Here is a 21,982-nt window from a genome sequence, read left to right as displayed (position 1 = left end):
TATAATGAACAGAAATCCCAAAATTACCTTCATCGGCGCCGGTTCGACTGTTTTCATGAAGAATATCATCGGCGATGTGTTGCAGCGTCCAGCGCTCAAGGATGCGACAATCGCGCTGATGGATATCGACCAGCAACGGCTTTCAGAAAGCGAGATCGTTGCTGGCAAGCTTGCCCGCACGCTCGGATCGAAATCGGATATCCAGACCTTCACCAGCCAGAAAAGGGCGCTGGAAGGCGCTGACTTTGTCGTCGTCGCGTTTCAGATCGGCGGTTATGAGCCCTGCACCGTGACCGATTTCGAAGTGCCGAAGAAATACGGATTGCGGCAAACCATCGCTGACACGCTTGGCATTGGCGGGATCATGCGCGGCCTTCGCACGGTGCCGCATCTCTGGTCGATCTGCGAGGACATGCTGGCCGTCTGCCCGCAGGCTATCATGCTGCAATATGTGAACCCGATGGCGATCAATACCTGGGCGATTGCGGAGAAATATCCGACGATCCGCCAGGTCGGCCTGTGCCATTCCGTGCAGGGAACGGCCGGTGAGCTGGCGCGCGACCTTGAGATCCCGATCGAGGAGATCCGCTATCGCGCTGCCGGAATCAACCATATGGCCTTCTATCTCGCCTTCGAGCACCGCCAGCCGGATGGCTCCTATCGTGATCTTTACCCCGATCTGGTGCGCGGTTACCGGGAAGGGCGTTATCCCAAGCCTTCGGGCTGGAACCTGCGCTGCCCCAACAAGGTGCGCTATGAAATGCTGACCCGGCTTGGCTATTTCGTCACCGAAAGCTCGGAGCATTTTTCCGAATATACGCCCTATTTCATCAAGGAGGGGCGCGAGGACCTGATCGAGAAGTTCGGCATTCCGCTGGATGAATATCCCAAGCGCTGTGTCGAGCAGGTTGATCGCTGGAAAGCGCAGGCCGAGGAATACAAGAAGGCCGATGCCATTCACGTTGAGGAGAGCAAGGAATATGCTTCCGCCATCATGAATTCGGTCTGGACCGGCGAGCCCTCGGTGATTTACGGCAATGTTCGCAACAATGGCTGCATCACCTCGCTGCCTGATTATTGCGCGGCGGAGGTCCCGTGCCTGGTCGATGCCTCTGGCATTCAGCCGACGCATGTCGGTGCGCTGCCGCCACAGCTGACGGCGCTGATCCGTACCAATGTCAATGTTCAGGAACTGACGGTCGCCGCCCTTGTCAACCAGAACCGCGAGCATCTCTATCACGCAGCGATGATGGATCCGCACACGGCGGCCGAACTCGACCTTGATCAGATATGGCACATGGTCGACGATCTGCTGATCGCCCATGATGCCTGGATCCCGGAATGGGCGCGGATTGCCAAACACGCCAAATCCGCGTGAAAAAGAGGCAGCGCCTGAGGCACCTGCTGAAGGCGCTGCCCGTTTATCTGGCCGCTATCACTTAGCTGAGCGCAACCTTGCCGCTGGCGATATCGAAAACGCCGGAGATGACCTTGAGCTTCCCGCCCGCAACGGCTTCAGACATGATCGGGCTGGAACTGGCGCAGGCTTCGGCCGTCATGCGCGCATTCTCGATGGTTGCCGCTTCCGCCAGATTGTCCGGATGATCTTTCATTGCCTTGTAAACGGCGGGCTGAATCGCGCCAACCAGGCTTTGCAGGTGTCCGGGCGGGGTTTTGTGATCCTCTATGGACTCGATTGTGGCAGCCACGGCGCCGCAGCCGGAATGGCCAAGCACGAGAATGGTCTGGATACCGAGTTTGGCGACGCCATATTCGAGGCTTGCCAGCCCGTCCTCGGTCAGAAAATTTCCAGCGACGCGAACAACAAACAGATCGCCCGGTCCCTGATCGAAAATCATTTCCGGTACAACGCGTGAATCGGCGCAGGCCAGAATGGCGGCGAAGGGTTTCTGGCCGTTGGCGCGTTCGGCTCTGCCGCTGACATCATGTTTGTTGATGAGGTCGCCGGAAACACTGCGGGCATTGCCTCTCATCAGACGCGCAATCGCCTCGTCAGGTGATGCGGGATAGGGTTCGGTGGTTTGCGCCTGGGCAAAAGGGGCGATGCTTGCGCTGGCAGCAAGGGCGATGCCGCTGGCGATGAAGCCGCGCCGGTTCAGGCCGGGTTTGCTATGATTCTGGCACATGACGTTTCCTGTCTTCGCTTGAATTGGCTCCGCGCGTCGTCTGACGACGCTATAGCCGGATGAATAGCGATTTCAGGTATTCTGTTGCCTGCTTAATTGCCAAACGCTTCTATTTATAATTGTTTCTGTTCTTGTGCTGGCTTTGGTGCTGACCAGCGCCCGGCAAGCGCCGGGCGCCACGGATGAGGGTCAGGCTTCGCAGGATGCCTCTTCCAGTGCCGGTTCTTCACTGGTCCGGCCAAGCCAGACGAGGCAAAGCCCGATGATTGCCAGCACACCGCCGGCCGCAGGCAGGGCTGCATAGCCAAGCCCCGCGCCGATCACGCCTGCACCAACGGCAGCGCCGACCGCATTGCCGAGGTTAAAGGCACCGATATTGATGGAGGATGCGAGCGCCGGTGCCTCTTCAGCGGCATGCATGACGCGGGTCTGTACCGGTGGCACGATGGCGAAGGCTGCCACACCCCACAACAGCAAGCCGATGGCGGCGGTGATCTGGTTTTGAAGTGCGAAGGGCAGGATGAACATGATCACCGCCAACATGAGCAGAAAGACCATGGTTGCCCCATCAAGCGACCAGGCGGAAAGACGGCCACCGGCCCAGTTGCCGATGGTGAAGCCGACCCCGACGAGAACGAGGCAGAGCGTGATGAAGCCGCCGGACGCGCCGGCCAGTGTCGCCAGTGCGGCGGAAGCGTAGGTGTAGAGCGTGAACATGGCAGCAGCACCCGTCACCGTCGTCAGCAGCGCCAGAACCACATTGCTTCGGGTGAGCACAGCCAGTTCGCGGCGGATCTCCGGCCGGCTGCCAGCCTTGCTTCGGGGGAGGGCGAGAAACAATGCCGCTATGGCAACAAACCCGAGAACGGCGGTTCCTGCGAAAGCCAAGCGCCAGCCGATCTGCTGTCCAACCCATGTGGCCGCCGGCACACCGCCAACATTGGCAATGGTGAGCCCCATGAACATGGTGGCGACGGCGCCGGCACGCTTCTCACGGCTGACGAGACTTGCGGCAACAATCGAGCCGAGGCCAAAGAAAGCACCGTGATTGAGGCTTGTCACCAGGCGGGCCAGAAGCAGGGTATAGTAGCCGGGCGCCATCGCCGACATGGTGTTGCCGATAGTGAAGATCGTCATCAGCAGCATCAAGGCCGTGCGCTTGCCGAAGCGGCCAAAGGCCAGTGTCATGACGGGCGCGCCGATCATGACGCCGATGGCATAGGCGCTCACCAGCAGGCCGGCGGTCGGGATCGAGACATCAACGCCGCTGGCGATTTGCGGCAATAGCCCCATGGGTGAGAATTCGGTTGTACCAATGCCAAAGGCACCGATGGCAAGCGCCAGAAGGGCAAAACGTGCATGCGGCGCGGCACTGGTCTCAGCCGTTCTGGCTGAAGTGTTGCTCATGACAAGGATCCAAGGTTGGCCACGCGGGACCGTGGCATTTTCGATGAAAAGCGATCGCGGGTGCGATGCGGAAAACGGGAGAGTGTTTTCCGACGCCGCACCCGCGATGCCGTTAGGAATTTCGCGAAGACTTAAAACAGCTGCTTTGAATGGTACAGGGTGGAAGACCTGTCTTCTCCATTCACGAATAGCAAGATAGGATATGCAAAGCGACTTGATAATCGGCCAGCTGGGCACATAATCTGTGAAGATAATTCACAGATCGGTTGGAAAAGATATGGATAATCGTGCGGGTGAGATGGAGGTGTTCCGCCGGGTGGTGGAGGCCGGCAGTTTCTCGGAAGCAGCGCGGCAAATGCTGATGACACCGTCGACCATCAGCAAGCTGATTGCGCGCACGGAAAAACGCATGGGCGTTCGCCTGATCGATCGTTCGACCCGGCGTCTGTCTCTGACGGCGGAAGGCGAGCTTTACTATGAGCGCTCTCGCGCGCTTCTGGACGACATGGCGGCGCTGGAGACAACGCTGGCGCGCGGCGCCGCCAATACCGGTGGCACGGTGCGGGTCAACGCCTCTGTCGGGCTTGGAACCGTAGCGCTGGAGCCGCTGCTGCCAGGCTTCTGGCAGGCCTATCCGAACATTGCCGTTGATCTTTCGCTTTCCGATGAGATCGTCGATCTCTATCTCGATCGCACAGACGTTGCCTTTCGGATCGGGCGGTTGCCCGATTCGGGCATGATGGCGCGCCATATCGGGGCTGCGCGCCGGATGATTGTCGCCGCGCCCGCCTATCTGGAGCGTTTCGGCACGCCCCGGACCATCGAGGAGCTTGCCCGGCACAATTGCCTTGGCTTCAACTTCCGCCGTTCCAAGCCGGTCTGGCCGATCCGGGAAAACGGCCGGACAATCGAGCTTCCCGCCCATGGCACGCTGCTGGCCAATAATGGTGAGACGGTGCGACGCCTGGCGGTCGCCGGTGTCGGCCTTGCCCGTATCGCCGATTTTCATATGCGTGACGATCTGAAGAGCGGCCGCCTTGTTGAGGTGCTGGGGGATGTGATCGAAAGTGACAGAGAGGAAATCAATGCCCTCTATCTCGGTGGAGCCCATATGCCGCAGCGGGTTCAAGCCTTTCTGGATTTCGCCGTTCCACGGTTGCGCCAGTTCGTGAATGATTGGTGATTGCATAATGACATAAAGATATAATGAATTCTTTATATCATGTTGACTCGTCGTGGCGGCTGGGGCAGAGTGCGTCCGTCGAGGTTCCCGGCTGCTTCGGTGTGGTCGGGCTAAGAGGGAATTCGGTAGCGGTCATTTGTCCGTGATCCGGAGCTGCCCCCGCAACTGTGAACGACGAGCTGCTGTCATTCAGCCACTGGAATGGTCCGGGAAGGCGACAGCGGCATTGACTCGTGAGCCAGGAGACCTGCCCCGGCCAGATAAACTTTGATGGGCGGGGTGTCCCGGAGGGTTGAAGGCGGCGGGTTTCAAAGCCCGGCTCTGCGCATTGGCACCGGCTCAGGAGTTGAGCGGGCGCATCTGCGCTGCGTGCCGGTATACGGCGGCGTTCTTCCATCCTTGGCGCAAAAACGGGGGCTTGCTCTTCCGGCGCACTGCCTGAAACAGGATAAAGGACGGAATATGACCGTTATACGCGCCGAAGTCGTCGGATCTCTTCTCAGGCCTGACTGGCTAAAAAGAGCTCGCAGCCAGTGGCAGGCGGGTGACATTGATCACGCTGAATTCAAGCGGATTGAAGACCGGGCTGTTCGCGAGGCGCTCGCTATCCAGGAAGAAGCAGGCGTCGATATCGTCACCGATGGCGAGCAACGCCGCACCACCTTTTTCGGCTATTTGACCGATGCTCTGAGCGGCATCGACTTCACCGACAGCCACGATTTCGATGGTATCGAGTGGCAGCCGGCTGATGATTGCTGCGCGTCGCCGCGCAAGCGGGATGACGGGACCTCTGTCCACGCGGTCAAGCTGCCTGTTGTCACCGAAAAACTGGCCAGATCGCGGGCGCTGAGTGTCGAGGAATTTGCCTTCCTGCGCGCTGCAACCGACCGGCCGGTGAAAATCACGCTGCCGAGCCCGTTGATGGCCTGGTCTTTCTATTCGCCGAAACAGTCCGGTGACGCCTATGCCGACATTTTCGACATGTTTACGGATGTTGCCCGCCTTATCCGTGAAGAGGTCGAAGAACTGGCCGCGCTTGGCTGCACCTATGTGCAGATCGATGCGCCGGAACTGGCGATCCTGATTGACCCGGATGTGCGCGAACGGGTTCGCAGCCGCAATGGTCTCGATACCGCGCGGCTGCTGGTCGATGGGGTGGCGGCTCTGGATGAGGCCGTTGCCGGTGTTTCCGGCATCACCAAGTGCCTGCATATCTGCAGAGGCAACAATGCCGGCAGCTTCTTTGCCAAGGGCGGCTACGAAACCATTTCGCGTGCGGTGTTTGCCGGTACCAAAAATTACGATCTCTTCTCGCTGGAATATGATGATCACCGTTCCGGTAGTTTCGAACCGCTCCGCGACATTCCCGACGACAAGGGTGTCATCCTTGGGCTGATCTCGACCAAGCTGCCGGCACTGGAAAAGCTGGATGAACTGGAAGCGCGGGTGGAAGAGGCTGCGCGCGTCTTTCCGAAAGACCAGCTCCGTGTCTCGCCGCAATGCGGTTTTGCGTCAACTTGGGAAGGAAATCCGCTGACCCCGGCGGATCAAGCTGCCAAGCTTGGCTTGGTCAAGACGCTGGCACAGCGGATCTGGGGCTGAGATCCCTTGCCGGATGCGAGGTGAAGGGCCGGCTGCCTGGTGCGGCCGGCCCCTGTCCGTTCGGCCTCCATCCCGTGCGCTTCAATTGTCCGGGAGCGACTTGTCAGCTCTGCTGATGACGCCCGGGAGCAATTCATCTTTGTCAGGCACACCGTGGAAATTGACCACAAAGTCCAGCCGCGTTATTGCGTATCGGGCAGTGAAGCCACCTCTTTGAACCCGATCCGTTTGCGGAGCAGAACGCATTTGACGACTGAACGAACGAGCTGTGTTCCAGCCGGTATTCGCCAGGCTCTCGAAGCACAAATCGCCGCCGGCAAGGATAATCCGCTCGGCCGGCTAACGCTCGGCAGGATCCTGTTTTCTGAAGATAATTTCGATGGCGCCATTGCGCATCTGAGCCAGGCGCTTGTGCTCGATCCCGGCATGTCTGCAGCCTATGCCGCGCTTGGCAAGGCGTATGATCGGAAGGGTGAGACGGAACGGGCGCTGGATATTTTCGCCAGGGGCATGGTGGTCGCCGAGAAGCAGGGTGACCTTCAGGCAGCAAGGCAGATGGAAGCGCTCCACAGACGGGCCCAAAACAGCAACGGCTGAGGGCCGGAAGCGCTGACTTGCCAGTTCCGGTGGGTGAGTGAAGACAGATTTTACCCCGCCCAGAGGGATCTGGTCACAAGGCGAGGCGGGATAGCCAATGCCTCTCTGGCTGGCATTGTGAAAGCGATTGAACTGCATCAGCTGCCTGATTCACCGCATCCCCCGTTGCGGTGCTCATCAACTTCTTGGATAGGCGCTGGCAAATGCCTTGCCAGCCATATCTGTCATGTCGAAAATTTCCGGGCGGTGTGTCAACAGATGAAAACTATCATAATTAACTGAAATTAATTATTTTTTCATAGTGACTGATCCGAAAAAGCCAAGAGTTGCACCGTGATTTTAACATATATCTCTTTATAGCTATGTAATTTATGGTTGATTATCTTGTAATATTGTTTTTTGCTTACATAATATTGTGAATTGTTAAGGAGAGCGGCGCGCCGAGGCGTTGCCTTGCTGACTGCCACGACTTTTAGGTGAATTTCTAGAGACGGCCCGACACGGATTTCCTTCCTGATGATCGGGTTTTTGCTGGCTAGAAATAACGAGCGACACGATCGGCCGGGGGGCAGATATGGCGGCGACAAACAAGTTGCAAACGGCGTTTTCGTGCGCTTTTTTTGTGGTCTTTTTGGCCTTTTGCTCGGTCATGGGGGTTTCCAGCTTCCCAACGCCTGCCTTTGCTCTTGATCCTGATCCGACTGCCGCATCTGTCGTTGGCGATGTGGTCAACAATCCCGTTACCGGAATTTCGACAACTGTTACCGCGCTGATCGTGGACCCGGCAGGCACGCCGACGGCCGGTGATACAGCCTTTGTCCAGACCGCCGATGGTTTTACATTTCTGGTGAAGACGGTCGGCGAGAATTTCTACAATGGCGACACGCCCCCGCTTGAATTTACTGTTGTGTCGATCTCCGGCGGCATCGCTTCGGTATCGGCCGATGGTGCGACGGGGCTTGAAGACTTCGATGTTGGTCAGTTGACGACCGATTTTGACGCCTCATTCAGCGGTTCTGATACCCCCGGTGCGATTACCCCGCCGGTTGATGTAACCGGCCCGAATGGCGTGCGTCAGGTCGAAACCGGGCAGGATGGCAGCAATGGCCGCAACGGCGCATTGTTCGTACCGCCGCGCTCCGGTGGTGACGGCCAGGATGGGCCGACGGTTATCGAAACGCTCAGCAGCGATGTCAATGCGACATCGAATATCGGCTGGGAAATCGGCAGTGTCGGCGGAGACGGTGGCGAAGGCGGTGATTCCTTTGCCAGTTTCTTCAGCGGTCGTGACGGGGGCGATGGCGGCGCCGGCGGTGACGTGACTGCGACCCAGTCGGCCTCCAGTACCATCATCACCAGCGGAACAGATAATTATGGCATTTTCGCCTATAGCCGCAGCGGTGAAGCCGGCAATGGCGGCAGCGGCTTTGCTGCACCTGGCGGTGGCACGGGCGGGCACTCTTCCGATGGCGGCAATGTCACGGTCAATCAATATGGCGCCATTTCGACCAGCGGCGAAAGCGCCCACGGTATCTATGCGCTCAGTGTCAGCAACAATGGCGGCAATGGCGGCGACCAGTTCGGCTTTGTCGGTCAGGCCGGCAGTGGCGGTTTTGGCGGCAGTGGCGGCACGGTTCAGGTCAATACTTTCGACGGCGCCACAATTCTCACCTCCGGCGACTTCGCCAACGGTATTTTTGCGCAGTCGATCGGCGGTTCCGGCGGATCTGCCGGGGTTAGCGGCAATCTGTTGCTTTCCCTCATCGGCAGTGGCGATAATGGCGGCAATGGCGGTGCTGTGACCGTCGTCAATGGCGGTGCCATTGAGACGTCCGGCTATGCATCCAAGGGTATATTCGCCCAGTCGATTGGCGGTGGCGGCGGGTCCGGCGGCGCTGCCGGCGGTCTCATCGCGCTTTCGCTCGGTGGTGTTGGCTCCAATGGTGGATCCGGCGGCACGGTCAGCGTAACGAATGGCGCCACAGGCACGGTTGTCACCCATGGCGATCTGTCTGATGGCATTATGGCCCAGTCAATCGGTGGTTCCGGTGGTCAGGGGGCCAATGCATTCGGCCTGGTCAGTGTCGGTGGAACGGGCAGCAAGGGCGGAGACGGCGCGGCGGTTTCGGTCGTCAATCAGGGGCAGATTGTCACGGAAGGGGTTGGTGCCCGCGGCATTGTGGCCCAGTCGATTGGCGGTGGCGGCGGCGATGGTGGATCGACCGCCGGCATGGTTGCCGTCGGCGGCGATGGTGCCGGTGGCGGCGATGGCGCGACGGTCAGCGTCACCAATGATGGTATCATCACCACGAAAAAAGCCGATGCGATGGGCATTCTCGCCCAGTCGATCGGCGGTGGCGGCGGCAATGGCGGATCATCCGGGGCGATTGGCGCCTTTGTCGGTGTCGCCGTTGGCGGAACGGGTGGCGGCGGCGGCGATGGCGGGGCGGTTGATCTCGTCCTTTCGGATACAGATCCCGGCCAGCCCTCGCAGATCACAACGGCCGGAGACCGGGCGACAGGGGTTTTCGTTCAGTCTGTCGGCGGCGGCGGTGGCAATGGCGGTGGCGCCGTCAGCGTCTCGGCTGGTGCCTTTGGTGCGGCATCCATCGCTGTCGGCGGTTCCGGTGGCAATGGCGGCGATGGCGGCACGGTGACGCTGACGGGAAGCGGCGATGTTTCGATCCAGACCAGCGGTGCGGATGCAGATGCGCTGCTGATGCAGTCGATCGGCGGTGGCGGCGGCAATGGCGGTTATACGGTTTCCGCTGCTGTATCGGCGGGGCTGGCCTCGGGCTCTCTTTCTGTCAGCGTTGGCGGTTCCGGCGGTTCTGGCGGCAATGGTGGTGAAATTATTGCCGGTACGCTGGATGGCAGCGGCAATCTCATCGCGCCTGGATTTTCCGGCAGCGTCCTGACCACGGGCGAGCGATCGGCCGGTCTGGTGTTCCAGTCGATCGGCGGTGGCGGCGGCAATGGTGGTCTCGCCGTTGCAGCCAGCGGCAGTGCCTCGCTGCTTCTCTCGGGCAATATTTCCGTTGGTATCGGCGGCGCCGGTTCCGGCGGCGGCGATGGCGGACGCGTGCGCGTTTATACCGATGCCGATATCACCACGCGTGAGGCCTCTTCAACGGCGCTTCTGGCCCAGTCGATCGGCGGCGGCGGCGGCAATGGCGGCGGCAGCGTTTCAGCGGGGATCGCACTTGGCGGCGCGGGCGCGGCCAGCATCAATGTCGGTGTCGGCGGCAGCGGCGGCATCGCCGGAGATGGCGGCGCAGTCACGCTGATTGCAGAAGGCACTCAGATCCGCACGACGGGACAGTTTTCCAGCGGCGTCGTCGCCCAGTCGATTGGCGGTGGCGGCGGTAATGGCGGCTACACTGTTGCGGCAGGTGCCGCGGGGGGCGGCGTTGGCGCAGGTGCGGTAAATGTCGGCGTTGGCGGCTCGGCATCGGGCGGCGGCGATGGCGGTGCAGTCGATGCGACGGTCAATGTTGCCGTCCTGACCGAAAATGATGACGCCGAAGCCATTCTCATCCAGTCGGTCGGTGGCGGCGGCGGCGATGGCGGCTTTTCCGTCACTGCGGGTGGTGCTGTTGCCGGAACCGGATCCGGTACGGTCACGGTCGGACTTGGCGGTACTGGCGGCGCTGGCGGCGATGGTGGCAGCGTTGCGGCCGATATTGGCGGCGACGTTGTCACAAAGGGCAACCGTTCGTCGGGTGTAGTCATCCAGTCGCTTGGCGGCGGCGGCGGCAATGGCGGCTTCTCGGTTGCAGGCAGTGTTGCCGGTGCAGGCGTTGGTTCAGGCTCCGTCTCGGTCGGCATTGGCGGCGACGGATCGAGCGGTGGCGCAGGTGGCACGGTTGATGCCACGCTTTCCGGCAATGTCACGACTGAAGGCACGGATGCAACGGCTGTGCTGGCCCAGTCAGTCGGCGGCGGCGGTGGCAATGGCGGATTTGACGTCTCCGCCGCGATTGCGGGCGCTGGAACAGGCAGCGGCGCTGTCAGCGTCGGGCTCGGCGGTTCGGGTGGCGTTGGCGCCGATGGTGGCGATGTGACGCTGACAAGCAATGGCAATGTCCAGACATCGGGTGACCGTTCGGCGGGTGTGGTCATCCAGTCGCTTGGTGGCGGTGGCGGCAATGGCGGCTTCAATGTTTCCGGCAGCCTGTCCGGTGCGGGTACGGGATCGGGTGCGGTTTCCGTTGGGCTTGGCGGTGATGGCGCAGGCGGCGGTGATGCGGGTGCGGTCAATGCCACGTCCAACGGCACCATCCTGACCAGCGGTTTTGCCTCTTCGGCCTTTGTCGCCCAGTCCATCGGCGGCGGCGGCGGCAATGGCGGCTTTGATGTGAGCACCAGCGTGGCGCTTGCCGGAACAGGGGCCGGTTCGGTTTCCGTCGGGCTTGGCGGTTCTGGTGCGGGCGGCGGCGATGGCGGTGCTGTGACCGCGAAAACGACGGCCAATATCGAGACACAGGGCGAAGGTTCCACCGGCATTCTGGCGCAGTCGATTGGCGGCGGCGGCGGCAATGGCGGTTTCAACGTCTCCCCGACCATTGCTGCGGCCGGGACAGGCGCGGGGGCCGTTTCTGTCGGTCTCGGAGGCTCGGGCGCTGGCGGTGGCGATGGCGGCACGGTCAACCTTACGGTCGAAAATGATGTTCTGACGGGCGGTGATGATTCTACGGCCGTGGTTGCACAGTCGGTCGGCGGCGGCGGCGGCAATGGCAGTTTCAATGTCACGGTCGCCGGTGCTGGCGCGGGAACAGGATCGGGCGCAATTGGCGTCGGTATTGGCGGCACAGGTGGCACGGGCGGCGTTGGCGGGGCCGTGCTCAGCACTGTCACCGGCAATCTGACGACGACGGGCAGCAATTCGGCGGGCCTTCTGGTTCAGTCGCTCGGTGGCGGCGGCGGCAATGGTGGCATGAATGTTTCAGCGGCAATAGCCGTTGCTGGCACCGGTTCTGCAGGTGCTTCTGTTGGTATCGGCGGCGCCGGTGGTGATGGCGGCGATGCGGGCACGGCGACTTCTGTTCTGACCGGCGACGTCACCACACTGGGCGATGGTTCGGCAGCCGTGGTGGTTCAGTCACTTGGCGGCGGTGGCGGCAATGGTGGCATCAATGTCTCCGCAACGGTTACAGCAGCAGGTACGGGCTCCGGCGGTGTCTCTGTTGGCCTTGGCGGCTCGGGCGGCGGCGGCGGCAATGGCGCGGCGGCAGACAGCACGATCACGGGCAATGTCATCACGCAAGGCGATAATGCCGGCGGCGTTCTGGTCCAATCGGCAGGCGGTGGCGGTGGAAATGGCGGGGTCGATGTCGCAGCCGCGCTGAACCTGAGCGGCACGAGCGGTGGTGCGATTTCGGTTGGCATTGGCGGTTCGGGCGGCGATGGCGGCGATGGCAGCACGGCAACCAGCCGGATGAACGGTGACATCGTTACAACGGGCGATGATTCCCTGGCCATGGCCGTGCAGTCGCTTGGCGGCGGCGGGGGCAACGGCGCGCTGAGCGTATCCGGCGCCCTGAGTGCCGCTGGTACGGGCTCCGGTGCGGTTTCGATCGGCATTGGCGGTTCAGGTGGTGCGGGCGGCAATGCCGCAGCAGCATTTGGCAGCCTGACCGGCGATCTCGCCACGGCCGGGGATCGCTCCGGCGGATTTTTGGTTCAGTCGCTCGGTGGCGGCGGCGGTAATGGCGGAATGAATGTTTCCGGCGCGGTCAGCCTGGCGGGTTCAGGCTCGGGAGCGGTCAGCGTTGGCATCGGCGGCACGGGTGGTTCTGGCGGCAATGGCGGTACGGCAACCGGCGAAATGACCGGCGATATCGTAACGCTCGGTACGGATTCGACCGGCTTTACGGTTCAGTCCATCGGCGGCGGTGGCGGCAATGGCGGGCTTGATGTTGCCGCAGGCATCAGTGCCGCCAGTGGCGGTTCAGGTGCCGCAACGCTCGGGATTGGCGGCTTTGGCGGTGATGGCGGTGATTCTGACGCAGCGCTTGGAACGCTCACCGGCGATGTCATCACGCTTGGGGATCGCTCAGGCGGTGTGCTTGTCCAGTCGCTGGCCGGTGGCGGCGGCAATGGCGGTGTCAATGTTTCCGGTGCAGTCAGCCTTTCCGGGCAGAACAGCGGTGCTGTGGGTGTTGGCGTTGGCGGCTTCGGCGGTGGCGGCGGCGATGCCGGCACGGCAAGCGGCACGGTCACTGGCGATGTGACCACAGCTGGCAGCGATTCGACCGGCTTTACGGTTCAGTCCATCGGCGGCGGTGGCGGCAATGGCGGGCTTGATGTTGCCGCAGGCATCAGTGCTGCCAGCAACGGTTCAGGTGCTGCAACGCTCGGGATTGGCGGCTTTGGCGGTGATGGCGGTGATTCTGCCGCAGCGCTTGGAACGCTGACCAGCGATGTCATCACGCTTGGGGACCGTTCGGGCGGTGTGCTTGTCCAGTCGCTGGCCGGTGGCGGCGGCAATGGCGGTGTCAATGTTTCCGGTGCAGTTAGCCTTTCCAGCCAGAACAGCGGTGCTGTGGGGATTGGCGTCGGCGGTTTTGGCGGTGGCGGCGGCGATGCTGGCACCGCAAGCGGCACGGTCACTGGTGATGTGACCACGGCAGGCAGCGACGCTGCCGGTGTTCTGGTTCAGTCCATTGGCGGCGGCGGCGGCAATGGCGGGCTGAATGTTTCCGGTGCGCTGGCGATTTCCGGCAATGGCACAGGCACGGCGGCCATTGGCATAGGCGGCTTTGGTGGCGATGGCGGTACGGCCAGTGATGTTACCAGCACCTATACCGGCACCGCGAACACCTCCGGCGACCGTTCCTCAGCGCTTGTCGCGCAGTCGATTGGCGGCGGCGGCGGCAATGGCGGCGTCAATATCGCCGGAAGTGTTTCGATTGCGCCTGAATTTGCAGGCTCGGTCGGGTTCGGTATCGGTGGTTTCGGCGGTGATGGCGGTGCGTCCGGTTCTGTTCTCCAGACCGTTATCGGCGATATTAAGACATCCGGCGATGCCTCGACCGGTATTCTGACCCAGAGCCTGGCGGGCGGCGGCGGCAATGGCGCGCTGAATGTGTCCGGCGGTCTGTCGATCTCCCGGCAGAGCAGTGCGGCCGTTTCGCTCGGCGTTGGCGGATTTGGCGGCACAGCGGCCGATGCGGGCCTGCTGACTGCATCGAGCGTGACTGGAACGGTGTTGACGCTCGGCGATGATAGCGTGGCGATCCTCACCCAGTCGATCGGCGGCGGCGGCGGTAATGGCGGTGCCAATATCTCGGCGGCGGTGGACCTGTCGCAGAATAATGGCGGTTCGGCCGCGCTCGGTCTTGGCGGTTTCGGCGGCGGCGGCGGCAATGGTGGTGCCGTTACCAGTACGGTGGTTGTCAGCACTGATGGCTCGGTGACGACGGTTGGTGACAACAGTACGGCGGTGCTGGCGCAGTCGGTGGGCGGCGGCGGCGGAGCCGGTGGCCTCAATACCGCGGCAGCCGTCAGCCTTACCGGCAAGTCGGGTGCGGCGGTTGCCCTTGGCGTTGGTGGTTTTGGCGGCGATGGCGGCGATGGCGGCACGGTGACGCTGGATGTCACCGGAACGGTGAACACGCTGGGTGACGGTTCCAACGGTCTGCTGGCACAGTCGCTCGGCGGCGGCGGCGGTGTCGGCGGGACCAATATCGCTGGCTCGCTTTCGCTGACCAAGCCCTCGGGTTCAGCCACGATTTTCTCCGTTGCGGCCGGTGTCGGCGGCTTTGGCGGTGGCGGCGGGGATGCCGATGCCGTCGCGGTCTCCTATAGTGGCAATCTGACAGCCTTGCCGCGCACGCTGAACGGCGATGGCAGCACCACGATCAACCAAAGCGGCAGCGCCAGCGGAATCGTTGCACAGTCCATCGGCGGCGGCGGCGGTGATGGCGGGCTCAATGTTTCCGGTGGCGTTTCGGTCAGTTCCAAACCCGGCGCGGGACAGACTGACAGCAGCAAGTCCTATGGCGTGCTGATTGGCGTTGGCGGCTTCGGCGGAACAGGCGGCAATGCCGGAACGGTTGACGTCGATGTCGCCGATGGCAGCACCATCATTGCCAATGGTTCGGCTGCTTCGGGCATTCTCGCGCAATCGATCGGCGGCGGCGGCGGTGATGGCGGCGTGAATGTCTCCGGCGGTCTGGTTTCCGATACATCGCTGATTGTCGGCGTCGGGGGGATGGGCGGCAATGCCGGGACGGGCGACGATGTTTCCGTCACGGCCCATGCCGACATTATCGTGACGACCGATCCGAGCGATGTTGACGAACCAAGCGAGGCAAGTGTTGAAAGCAAGCTGCGTGATGTCGTCGGCGATACAATTGTCGATACGATCAAGACGCAGGCCGATACATTCGGTTTCAAGGATCTGCTCGTCAATCTCGGTCTGTTCGACAGTGACGAAAACCTGCCTGATACGCAGGGTTCGGCGGGGGTCCTGGCGCAGTCGATCGGCGGCGGCGGCGGCAATGGCGGGTTGAATGTTTCAGGGGGCATCGCCATCAACAAGGATGGCAAAATCCCCTCCATCACCTTTGGCGTTGGCGGCTTTGGCGGCGCAGGCAATGTCGCCGGTGATGTCGCGGTTGACCAACTGGGCACGATTGCGGTTGAGGGCAGCTTCAAGCACGGCATTCTGGCGCAGTCGATCGGCGGTGGCGGCGGCAATGGTGCATTGAACGTGACCGGTCAGGTCAATTTCGAGAGTTCCAACAATACCGGCGGTGCGACTGATCTCAGCATCGTCGCAGGCCTTGGCGGCTATGGTGGTGATGGTGCCGATGCCGGCGATGTGTCGGTGATCTCCAGCGGCGATATTTCGACCGATGGTTATAGCGCGCGGGGGATACTGGCGCAGTCGATCGGCGGCGGCGGCGGTACCGGCGGTATCAATGTTTCTGCGGTCGGTACCAAGGATTCGAGCCCGATCGGCATCGGTATCGGCGGCTCGGGCGGTTCGGGCGGTGATGCTGGCAATGTCACGATCGCGCGTGGCACGGCTGTGGCATCGGCCGGCACGATCGTCACCGATGGCATCGGTTCCCATGGTATTGAGGCCAGCAGTATTGGCGGCGGCGGCGGCGATGCCGGCATCAACGCGATCCTCGGCGTCAGCAAAACCACCGGATCGGGTAGCGACAGCGGTTCTGCCAGCGATCGCAAGGAAACGGTCAATGACGGTGTCGACAGCTCCGTCGTCTCCCAGATCACCTCGAAGATTGACGCCGGTGATGCTGCGACAGGATCGTCCGACAGCGCAGCCACCAAGACGACCAAATCGGTGGTCATTGCGGTTGGCGGTTCTGGTGGCAATGCCGGCAATGGCGGTACGGTTGATGTCACCCATTTCGGCGACGTGCTGACGCAGGCCGACAGCAGTATCGGCGTTTTTGCCCAGTCGGTCGGCGGCGGCGGCGGTAATGCGGCCTTCAATGGCGGCACGATTTACGAGGCCGGGGAGGCCTCCAACCAGCAAGGGTTCGGCCTCGCCATCGGCGGCGGCACGGGCGATGGCGGTACCGGCGGCGATGTCACCATCGATAATACCGGTAATGTTCAGACCGAAGGTAACAGCTCCCACGGTATCTTCGCCCAGTCGATCGGCGGCGGCGGCGGCAATGTCGGCTATGACATGGTCTCTGTCAGTGGCGATGATGGCCAGATTGGCATCACGATCGGGCGTATCGGCGGTACCGGCGGTTCGGCAGGCGATGTTGCGCTGAGCAGCAATGGCTCCGTGGTCACAGCTGGCGACAGTGCCAATGGTCTTTTCGCCCAGTCAATCGGCAATGGCGGCGGCAACTCCTCATCCAGCTCGGTCTCAATCACATCTGCCAGCAGCACCTCAACCGGAGATGACGGCGAAACCACAAAGACGCCGTCCAACAGCGTTTCTATCAGCGTCGGCCGTGAAGGTGGGCAGGGCGGTTCGGCGGGCGCCGTAACGATCGATGCTGCAGGCTTCGTCATCACCAGTGGCGATGGATCGAACGCCATTTTCGCCCAGTCGGTCGGCGGTGGCGGCGGCACGGCCGGTGGTGTTTCCGGCAGCGAAGGGCAGGGCACGACGATTTCGATCAATATCGGCGGCGATGGCGGAACCGGCGGCACCTCCGGTGTCGTGACGGTGACCAGTTCCGCCCAGCTCTCGACGACAGGTGACCGTTCAATCGGTATCCTGGCCCAATCGCTTGGCGGTGCCGGCGGCACGGCGAGCTATCTGAAGTCGGCGACCTCGACGCTCGATAGCTTGACATCCTTCAAGGGTGGCACGGATACGGGCACGACGATTTCCATGAATATTGGCGGCGACGGTGGTGACGGTATGACATCGGACGATGTTTCTGTCGCAAACAGCGGTGCCATCATCACGCTTGGCGACAGTTCGCATGGCATCTTTGCCCAGTCGGTCGGCGGCGGCGGCGGTAGCGGCAGCGCGGTCGACAACACCATTGTCAATGCGGGTGGGGCAATCGACTCCACAGCAACGCTCTCGCTCGGCGGCGATGGCGGTACGGGGGCGGATTCCGGCAATGTCGCTGTCTCAAACAGCAGTGTCATCGCCACGACGGGTGACAAGGCCGTCGGCATCTTGGCCCAGGCCGTTGGCGGCGGCGGTGGTGATGGCGGGCTGGTGCGCAGCCGGGTTGCCGGCAACAGTGCTGAAAATGCCACGCGCGATGCGCTTCTGATTGGCGGCGATGGCGGCACCGGCGGTGTCGGCGGCACGGTCGATGTGCAAAATCTGGCTGGAAGCAGCATTCTCACGACAGGAGACGGCTCCTTCGGCATCTTTGCCCAGTCGATCGGTGGCGGCGGCGGTACGGGCAGTTCTGTTGAATCCGCGATCCTTGGTTCCGGCAGTGGCCGCAGCAATGATCTTTACGGCCTGCAGCTCGGCATAGGCGGTTCGGGGGGTACCGGTGGTACCAGCAGTGCAGTCAATGTTGTCAATGACGGCAGCATTGTCACGTCAGGCGATGGCGCCCATGCTATCGTCGCCCAGTCGATCGGCGGGGGTGGCGGCAATGGCGGCTCTTCCATGACCGGTTCAGCCAGCTTTACAAGCGGGACCGAGGACAATCCGACACTGGCGCTGAATATTGGCGGCGCCGGGGGAAGCGGTAATGCTTCTGGTCCCGTCACTGTGAAAAATACCGCGACGATCGCAGTTCTTGGCGATGAGGCCTATGGCATCCTGGCGCAGTCGGTTGGCGGTGGCGGCGGTAATGGCGGAATGGCCGTTGCCCTGTCGCTTACGGATCTCCAGGCCCAGGCCCGAAGCGAAAGCTTCGACAAGATCACGGTCGGCGGTGCAGGCGGCGACGGGGCCGATGGCGGTGATGTGACGGTTGACAATAGCGGCACCATTGTGGTCAGCGGCGCCAACAGCTACGGCATCTTCGCCCAGTCGGTCGGCGGCGGCGGCGGCAATGCCGGACTGTCCATTTCGACGCCCGCGAATATGGCAGCCGACTATATAATTTCGACGCTGATTGGCGCGCGCCTCGGCAGTGACGGCACAGCAGGGCTTGTGACCATCAATAATACAGGCGCGATCATCGTCACCGGCGAGGGCAGTCAGGCCATGCTGGCGCAGTCCATCAATGGCGGCGGCGGCAATGTCGAGACCTTTCTCGACTTTACAACATCGGCGGATGGCACAACCAGCGACGCGACTGCCGATCCCGACGTCTCGGTCACCAACGAAATCGCTCTCGGCGGCAATGACGTCGATGGCAATGCCGGTGTTGATGTCAAACAGACCCAGACCGGCGATCTGTCTACCACGGGCGGGCGTTCCTTCGGCATGGTCGCCCAGTCAATCGGCGGTGGCGGCGGAACCTCGGTGACGACGCTTGCAACAGGGGGCAGCAGTTCAGTCAGCCTGAGCGTGCTTCTGGGCGCCATCGACACCGATGATGCTTCCGGCGGTGACGTGGCGATTTCGCGCAATGGCAACCTTGTGACACTTGGCGATCTTTCCGCGGGCGGTCTTACCCAGTCGATCGGCGGCGGCGGTGGCCTGGCCATCGTCACGGGCGGTAGCGGGGCGGAGGGCGCCGGCCTGCGCAGCGCCAGTGTTACGCTGGGGGCTGATCCCTCGTTCAACAACAATGGTGGCGATGTTTCACTGGCGCTTTCCGGCACAGTAACGACGTCGGGCGATTACGCCAGTGCCCAGATCATTCAGTCCATCGGTGCTGGCGGCGGTGTAACCTATCTCACCGGACTTGATCAGGCGACGATCACGCTCGGTGCCAGCGATGGTTCGACGGGTGATGGCGGTGCGATTACGCTTGTCAACACCGGCGATACTGGCACGACAGGCACCTTGTCCAATGGCTTTGTGCTTCAGAGTATCGGTGGCGGCGGTGGTCTTGTCGTCACGGATCTTTCAGCCTCCGATATCGATCTTACCCTGTCTTCCGATAATGGCGGTGACGGCGGCGACATCAGCTTCACCAATACGGGATCTGTTGTCGTCACCGGTTCCGGCTCGGTTGGCGTTCTGGCGCAGTCGATCGGCGGCGGCGGCGGCGTGGTGGATACACTTTACCGAGGCACTGCAGGTGGCGATGGCAGTGGCGGCGATGTCACGCTCGATCTTTCCGGCAATATCCTGGCAACGGGCGAGGGCGGTATCGGCGTCTTTGCGCAGTCCCAGGGCGGGACGGGGGCTGGCGTCATCACTCTCGCGCTTGATGGCGTGATTTCCGGAGGGACCGGTTCCGTTGACAGTGTGGCTGCCATCGTGATTGACGGCGGCAGCATCAACAGCCTGTCGCTCTCTGCCTCAAGCTTCCTCGTCTCCGCCAATGGCCAGATCATCAATGGCGGCAGCGGGTCCGATCAGGTGAGCCTTGCAGGCTCTGCCGTCGGCAACATCAATCTTGGCGGCGGTACCAATGAGATGACGGTTTTGCAGGGCGGCAATTTCTATGCCCAGGATACGGTCAATCTCGGCGCTGATGGCCTGTTGCAGATTGACGGCAATCTCTATCTTGGCGGCACGGCCACGCTGTCCGGCACCACGCTTGGTGCCTCAACCCTGGCGTCAGATTTCTCCGTGACGCAGAATGTCAGCCAGACCACCTCCGTTACCGGTTCACTTCTGTTTGGCAGCACGGCTACCTATACGGCGGATGTATTTTTCCGTCAGGATGCTGAAGCCGGGGGCGACAGCGACCTGATCACGGTCAGTGGCGATGCAACGCTTGCCGGTACCATTGTTCCGGTGCTGAACCAGCTTGACCGGCTGGCACCACTGACGCTGATCGATGCTGGCGGCACTGTCGCCGATAACGGTACGACGGTGGTGGGTACTGCGGTGATGAGCTACGCTATCGGCGTCACCAACGGTGTTGATGGCGGGTCGCTCAGCCTTGTGCCGCATGCCGAATTCCGCATGCCGGGCATGAACCGTAATCAGACGCTGACGGCGGCGCAGGTCAATCGGGTTCTCGCGGGAGCGGGGTCCGTCGATATGGGGCCGATGTTTGCGTTGATTGCCAATCTGCCGACGGAATCGGATGTTGTCTCGGCCATTGATAACCTCAGCTCTGAAGATTATGCGGCAACGCAGGCGGATGCGCTTTATGCCGGTTACCGGTTCGCCCAGTCGCTGACCGATTGCGGTTTCGACAACATGGCCTTTCGCCTTGGCGACAGCCGTGCCTGCTACTGGCTGAGTGGTACCACCAACACGCTGAAGGGCTATGCCTCGGATGAGTATCGAAGCTACCGCTCCAAGAGTAATGGCTTCTATACGGGCGTGCGTGTGCCGATCACCGACAACGAACTCTATCTCGGTTTCGGCGGTGCCTATGAGGGCTTTGACATGACCAGCGGTGACCGTTTCTATGCCGACGGAACACGGGGCATGGGCGGCGTTTCGCTGACAAAATATCAGGGGCCGTTCGCGTTCTTCGGTGTTTTGAGCGGCGAGACGGCGCTTTACGATACAACACGTCAGATCGATATTGCCGGTACCCTGCCGGGCGGCGCGAGCGTTTATGGCGGTACGGCCCATGCCAGCCAGCGTGTCGGTCAGGCCAATCTCAGGCTTGGCACGAACTATCGCGCGCAGCCTTTCGGCGATGGCTTCTATCTTCAGCCCGGTCTTCATTTTGATGCCAGCTATCTCCATTCGAGCGATGCGTCGGAGACAGGCAGCAGTTTCGGGCTGGAACTGAAAGATACCGACCAGTGGGTTGTTTCCGCCACGCCAAGCCTGGAGATGGGCGTTGATACGATCGTCTCCGAAGGGCTCAGGATGCAGGCCTATCTGCGTGGCGGCGTCAGCTTCGCCAACAGGGACAATCTGGCGATCAATGCCACATTTGCCGGGGCGAGTGCTTCTGACGGGGTGTTTCAGAACTACAGTCAGATCGGTCGCGTTACCGGGCAGCTGGATGTCGGGATTACATTCGCCACTGCGGCCAATGGCGCCAAGCTGACCTTCAGCTATCAGGGGCAATGGAGCGATCAGACCTCCAGCAATGCCGGCATGGTCAATCTCGGCTTCCGCTTCTGAACCGTTGCATCATCCGTGAGGCTTAAGTTCGTGAGGCCGCCCGCAAGGGCGGCCTCTTGGCTTTCAGACCAGTCTGTCAGTGCCACCGGTCGAGATCTTCCGCCTGTACGCTCAAATATTCGGGGGTATAGTCACCGGCTGTTGCAGCCGCTTCTTCGCGATTTTCGCACAGATCGATTTCGGCATAATCGCGCCAGACGGCTTTTTCGCTCGCCCGGTTGGGGGCAGGCAGGCTGGCCGCCTCCGCCGCAATCTTCGCGCGGCGAAAGGTTGGGCTTATTCAAATCTTTAAGAGTAAGGATCCCCGTGACAAACACGGGGATGACGGCAGAAGGGGGGTATCCCCCAAAAACGGACAAGCTAATGACTTTGTCAACAGTCTGGCGCCATCAGGATCGCGTGTCGAGGAATGACGCTTATCTATTGATCCCAGCGCTTTGGTCTAAATGACCTTGTCCTTGATAAATACGCAGA

Annotated in this window: 8 protein-coding genes and 1 riboswitch; of the genes, 5 read left to right on the top strand and 3 right to left on the bottom strand. The window is 61.7% G+C overall.

All coding sequences use genetic code 11. The annotated features are described in order from the left end of the window. Window positions 1-4 precede the first annotated feature (4 nt). A complete protein-coding gene (gene melA / locus FJU08_RS01655) occupies window positions 5-1,378 on the top strand; it encodes an alpha-glucosidase/alpha-galactosidase (RefSeq protein WP_141147231.1) in 1,374 nt (457 codons plus the stop codon). A gap of 61 nt (window positions 1,379-1,439) precedes the next feature. On the opposite strand, the gene FJU08_RS01650 is transcribed toward melA, so the two are convergent. Then, on the bottom strand, window positions 1,440-2,147 hold the full coding sequence (locus FJU08_RS01650) for a carbonic anhydrase (RefSeq protein WP_141147230.1): 708 nt from the start codon (window positions 2,145-2,147) through the stop codon (window positions 1,440-1,442). Between the two features lie 189 nt (window positions 2,148-2,336). After that, window positions 2,337-3,554 carry an MFS transporter gene (locus tag FJU08_RS01645; protein WP_141147229.1) on the bottom strand — a complete coding sequence of 406 codons (1,218 nt, stop codon included), beginning with the start codon at window positions 3,552-3,554 and terminating at the stop codon, window positions 2,337-2,339. A gap of 277 nt (window positions 3,555-3,831) precedes the next feature. On the opposite strand from FJU08_RS01645, the gene FJU08_RS01640 reads away from it, so the two are divergent. The 3 genes from FJU08_RS01640 to FJU08_RS22670 all read left to right on the top strand — a co-directional run bounded on the left by FJU08_RS01640 (window position 3,832) and on the right by FJU08_RS22670 (window position 6,936). Beyond that, window positions 3,832-4,737 (top strand): LysR family transcriptional regulator, encoded by a 906-nt coding sequence (locus FJU08_RS01640; protein ID WP_141147228.1) that lies wholly within the window; start codon window positions 3,832-3,834, stop codon window positions 4,735-4,737. A 64-nt stretch (window positions 4,738-4,801) separates the two neighbouring features. Next, a riboswitch (cobalamin riboswitch) is annotated at window positions 4,802-5,006 on the top strand. A gap of 193 nt (window positions 5,007-5,199) precedes the next feature. Continuing rightward, the gene (locus tag FJU08_RS01635) at window positions 5,200-6,339 is read left to right on the top strand and encodes a cobalamin-independent methionine synthase II family protein (protein ID WP_141147227.1); all 1,140 of its coding nucleotides are present in this window, start codon (window positions 5,200-5,202) and stop codon (window positions 6,337-6,339) included. 246 nt (window positions 6,340-6,585) lie between these two features. Beyond that, window positions 6,586-6,936 (top strand): tetratricopeptide repeat protein, encoded by a 351-nt coding sequence (locus FJU08_RS22670; protein ID WP_181409715.1) that lies wholly within the window; start codon window positions 6,586-6,588, stop codon window positions 6,934-6,936. Between the two features lie 423 nt (window positions 6,937-7,359). Here FJU08_RS22670 and FJU08_RS01625 read toward each other — a convergent pair whose 3' ends face one another. Next, on the bottom strand, window positions 7,360-7,587 hold the full coding sequence (locus tag FJU08_RS01625) for a hypothetical protein (RefSeq protein WP_141147225.1): 228 nt from the start codon (window positions 7,585-7,587) through the stop codon (window positions 7,360-7,362). Here FJU08_RS01625 and FJU08_RS01620 point away from each other — a divergent pair. Further along, window positions 7,586-21,508 (top strand): autotransporter outer membrane beta-barrel domain-containing protein, encoded by a 13,923-nt coding sequence (locus FJU08_RS01620; RefSeq protein ID WP_141147224.1) that lies wholly within the window; start codon window positions 7,586-7,588, stop codon window positions 21,506-21,508. The two genes, FJU08_RS01625 and FJU08_RS01620, sit on opposite strands and share 2 nt — an antisense overlap. Window positions 21,509-21,982: the final 474 nt, after the last annotated feature.

Origin of the sequence: Martelella alba (assembly GCF_006516955.1) — a bacterium.
GTDB lineage: Bacteria > Pseudomonadota > Alphaproteobacteria > Rhizobiales > Rhizobiaceae > Martelella > Martelella alba.
This window is presented reverse-complemented; position numbering and strand designations above follow the sequence as displayed.

Coding starts and splice junctions, on each gene's coding strand:
- melA (WP_141147231.1), top strand. CDS start 5: ATGAACAGAAATCCCAAAATTACCTTCATCGGCGCCGGTTCGACTGTT.
- FJU08_RS01620 (WP_141147224.1), top strand. CDS start 7,586: ATGGGGGTTTCCAGCTTCCCAACGCCTGCCTTTGCTCTTGATCCTGAT.
- FJU08_RS01640 (WP_141147228.1), top strand. CDS start 3,832: ATGGATAATCGTGCGGGTGAGATGGAGGTGTTCCGCCGGGTGGTGGAG.
- FJU08_RS01635 (WP_141147227.1), top strand. CDS start 5,200: ATGACCGTTATACGCGCCGAAGTCGTCGGATCTCTTCTCAGGCCTGAC.
- FJU08_RS01650 (WP_141147230.1), bottom strand. CDS start 2,147: ATGTGCCAGAATCATAGCAAACCCGGCCTGAACCGGCGCGGCTTCATC.
- FJU08_RS01625 (WP_141147225.1), bottom strand. CDS start 7,587: ATGACCGAGCAAAAGGCCAAAAAGACCACAAAAAAAGCGCACGAAAAC.
- FJU08_RS01645 (WP_141147229.1), bottom strand. CDS start 3,554: ATGAGCAACACTTCAGCCAGAACGGCTGAGACCAGTGCCGCGCCGCAT.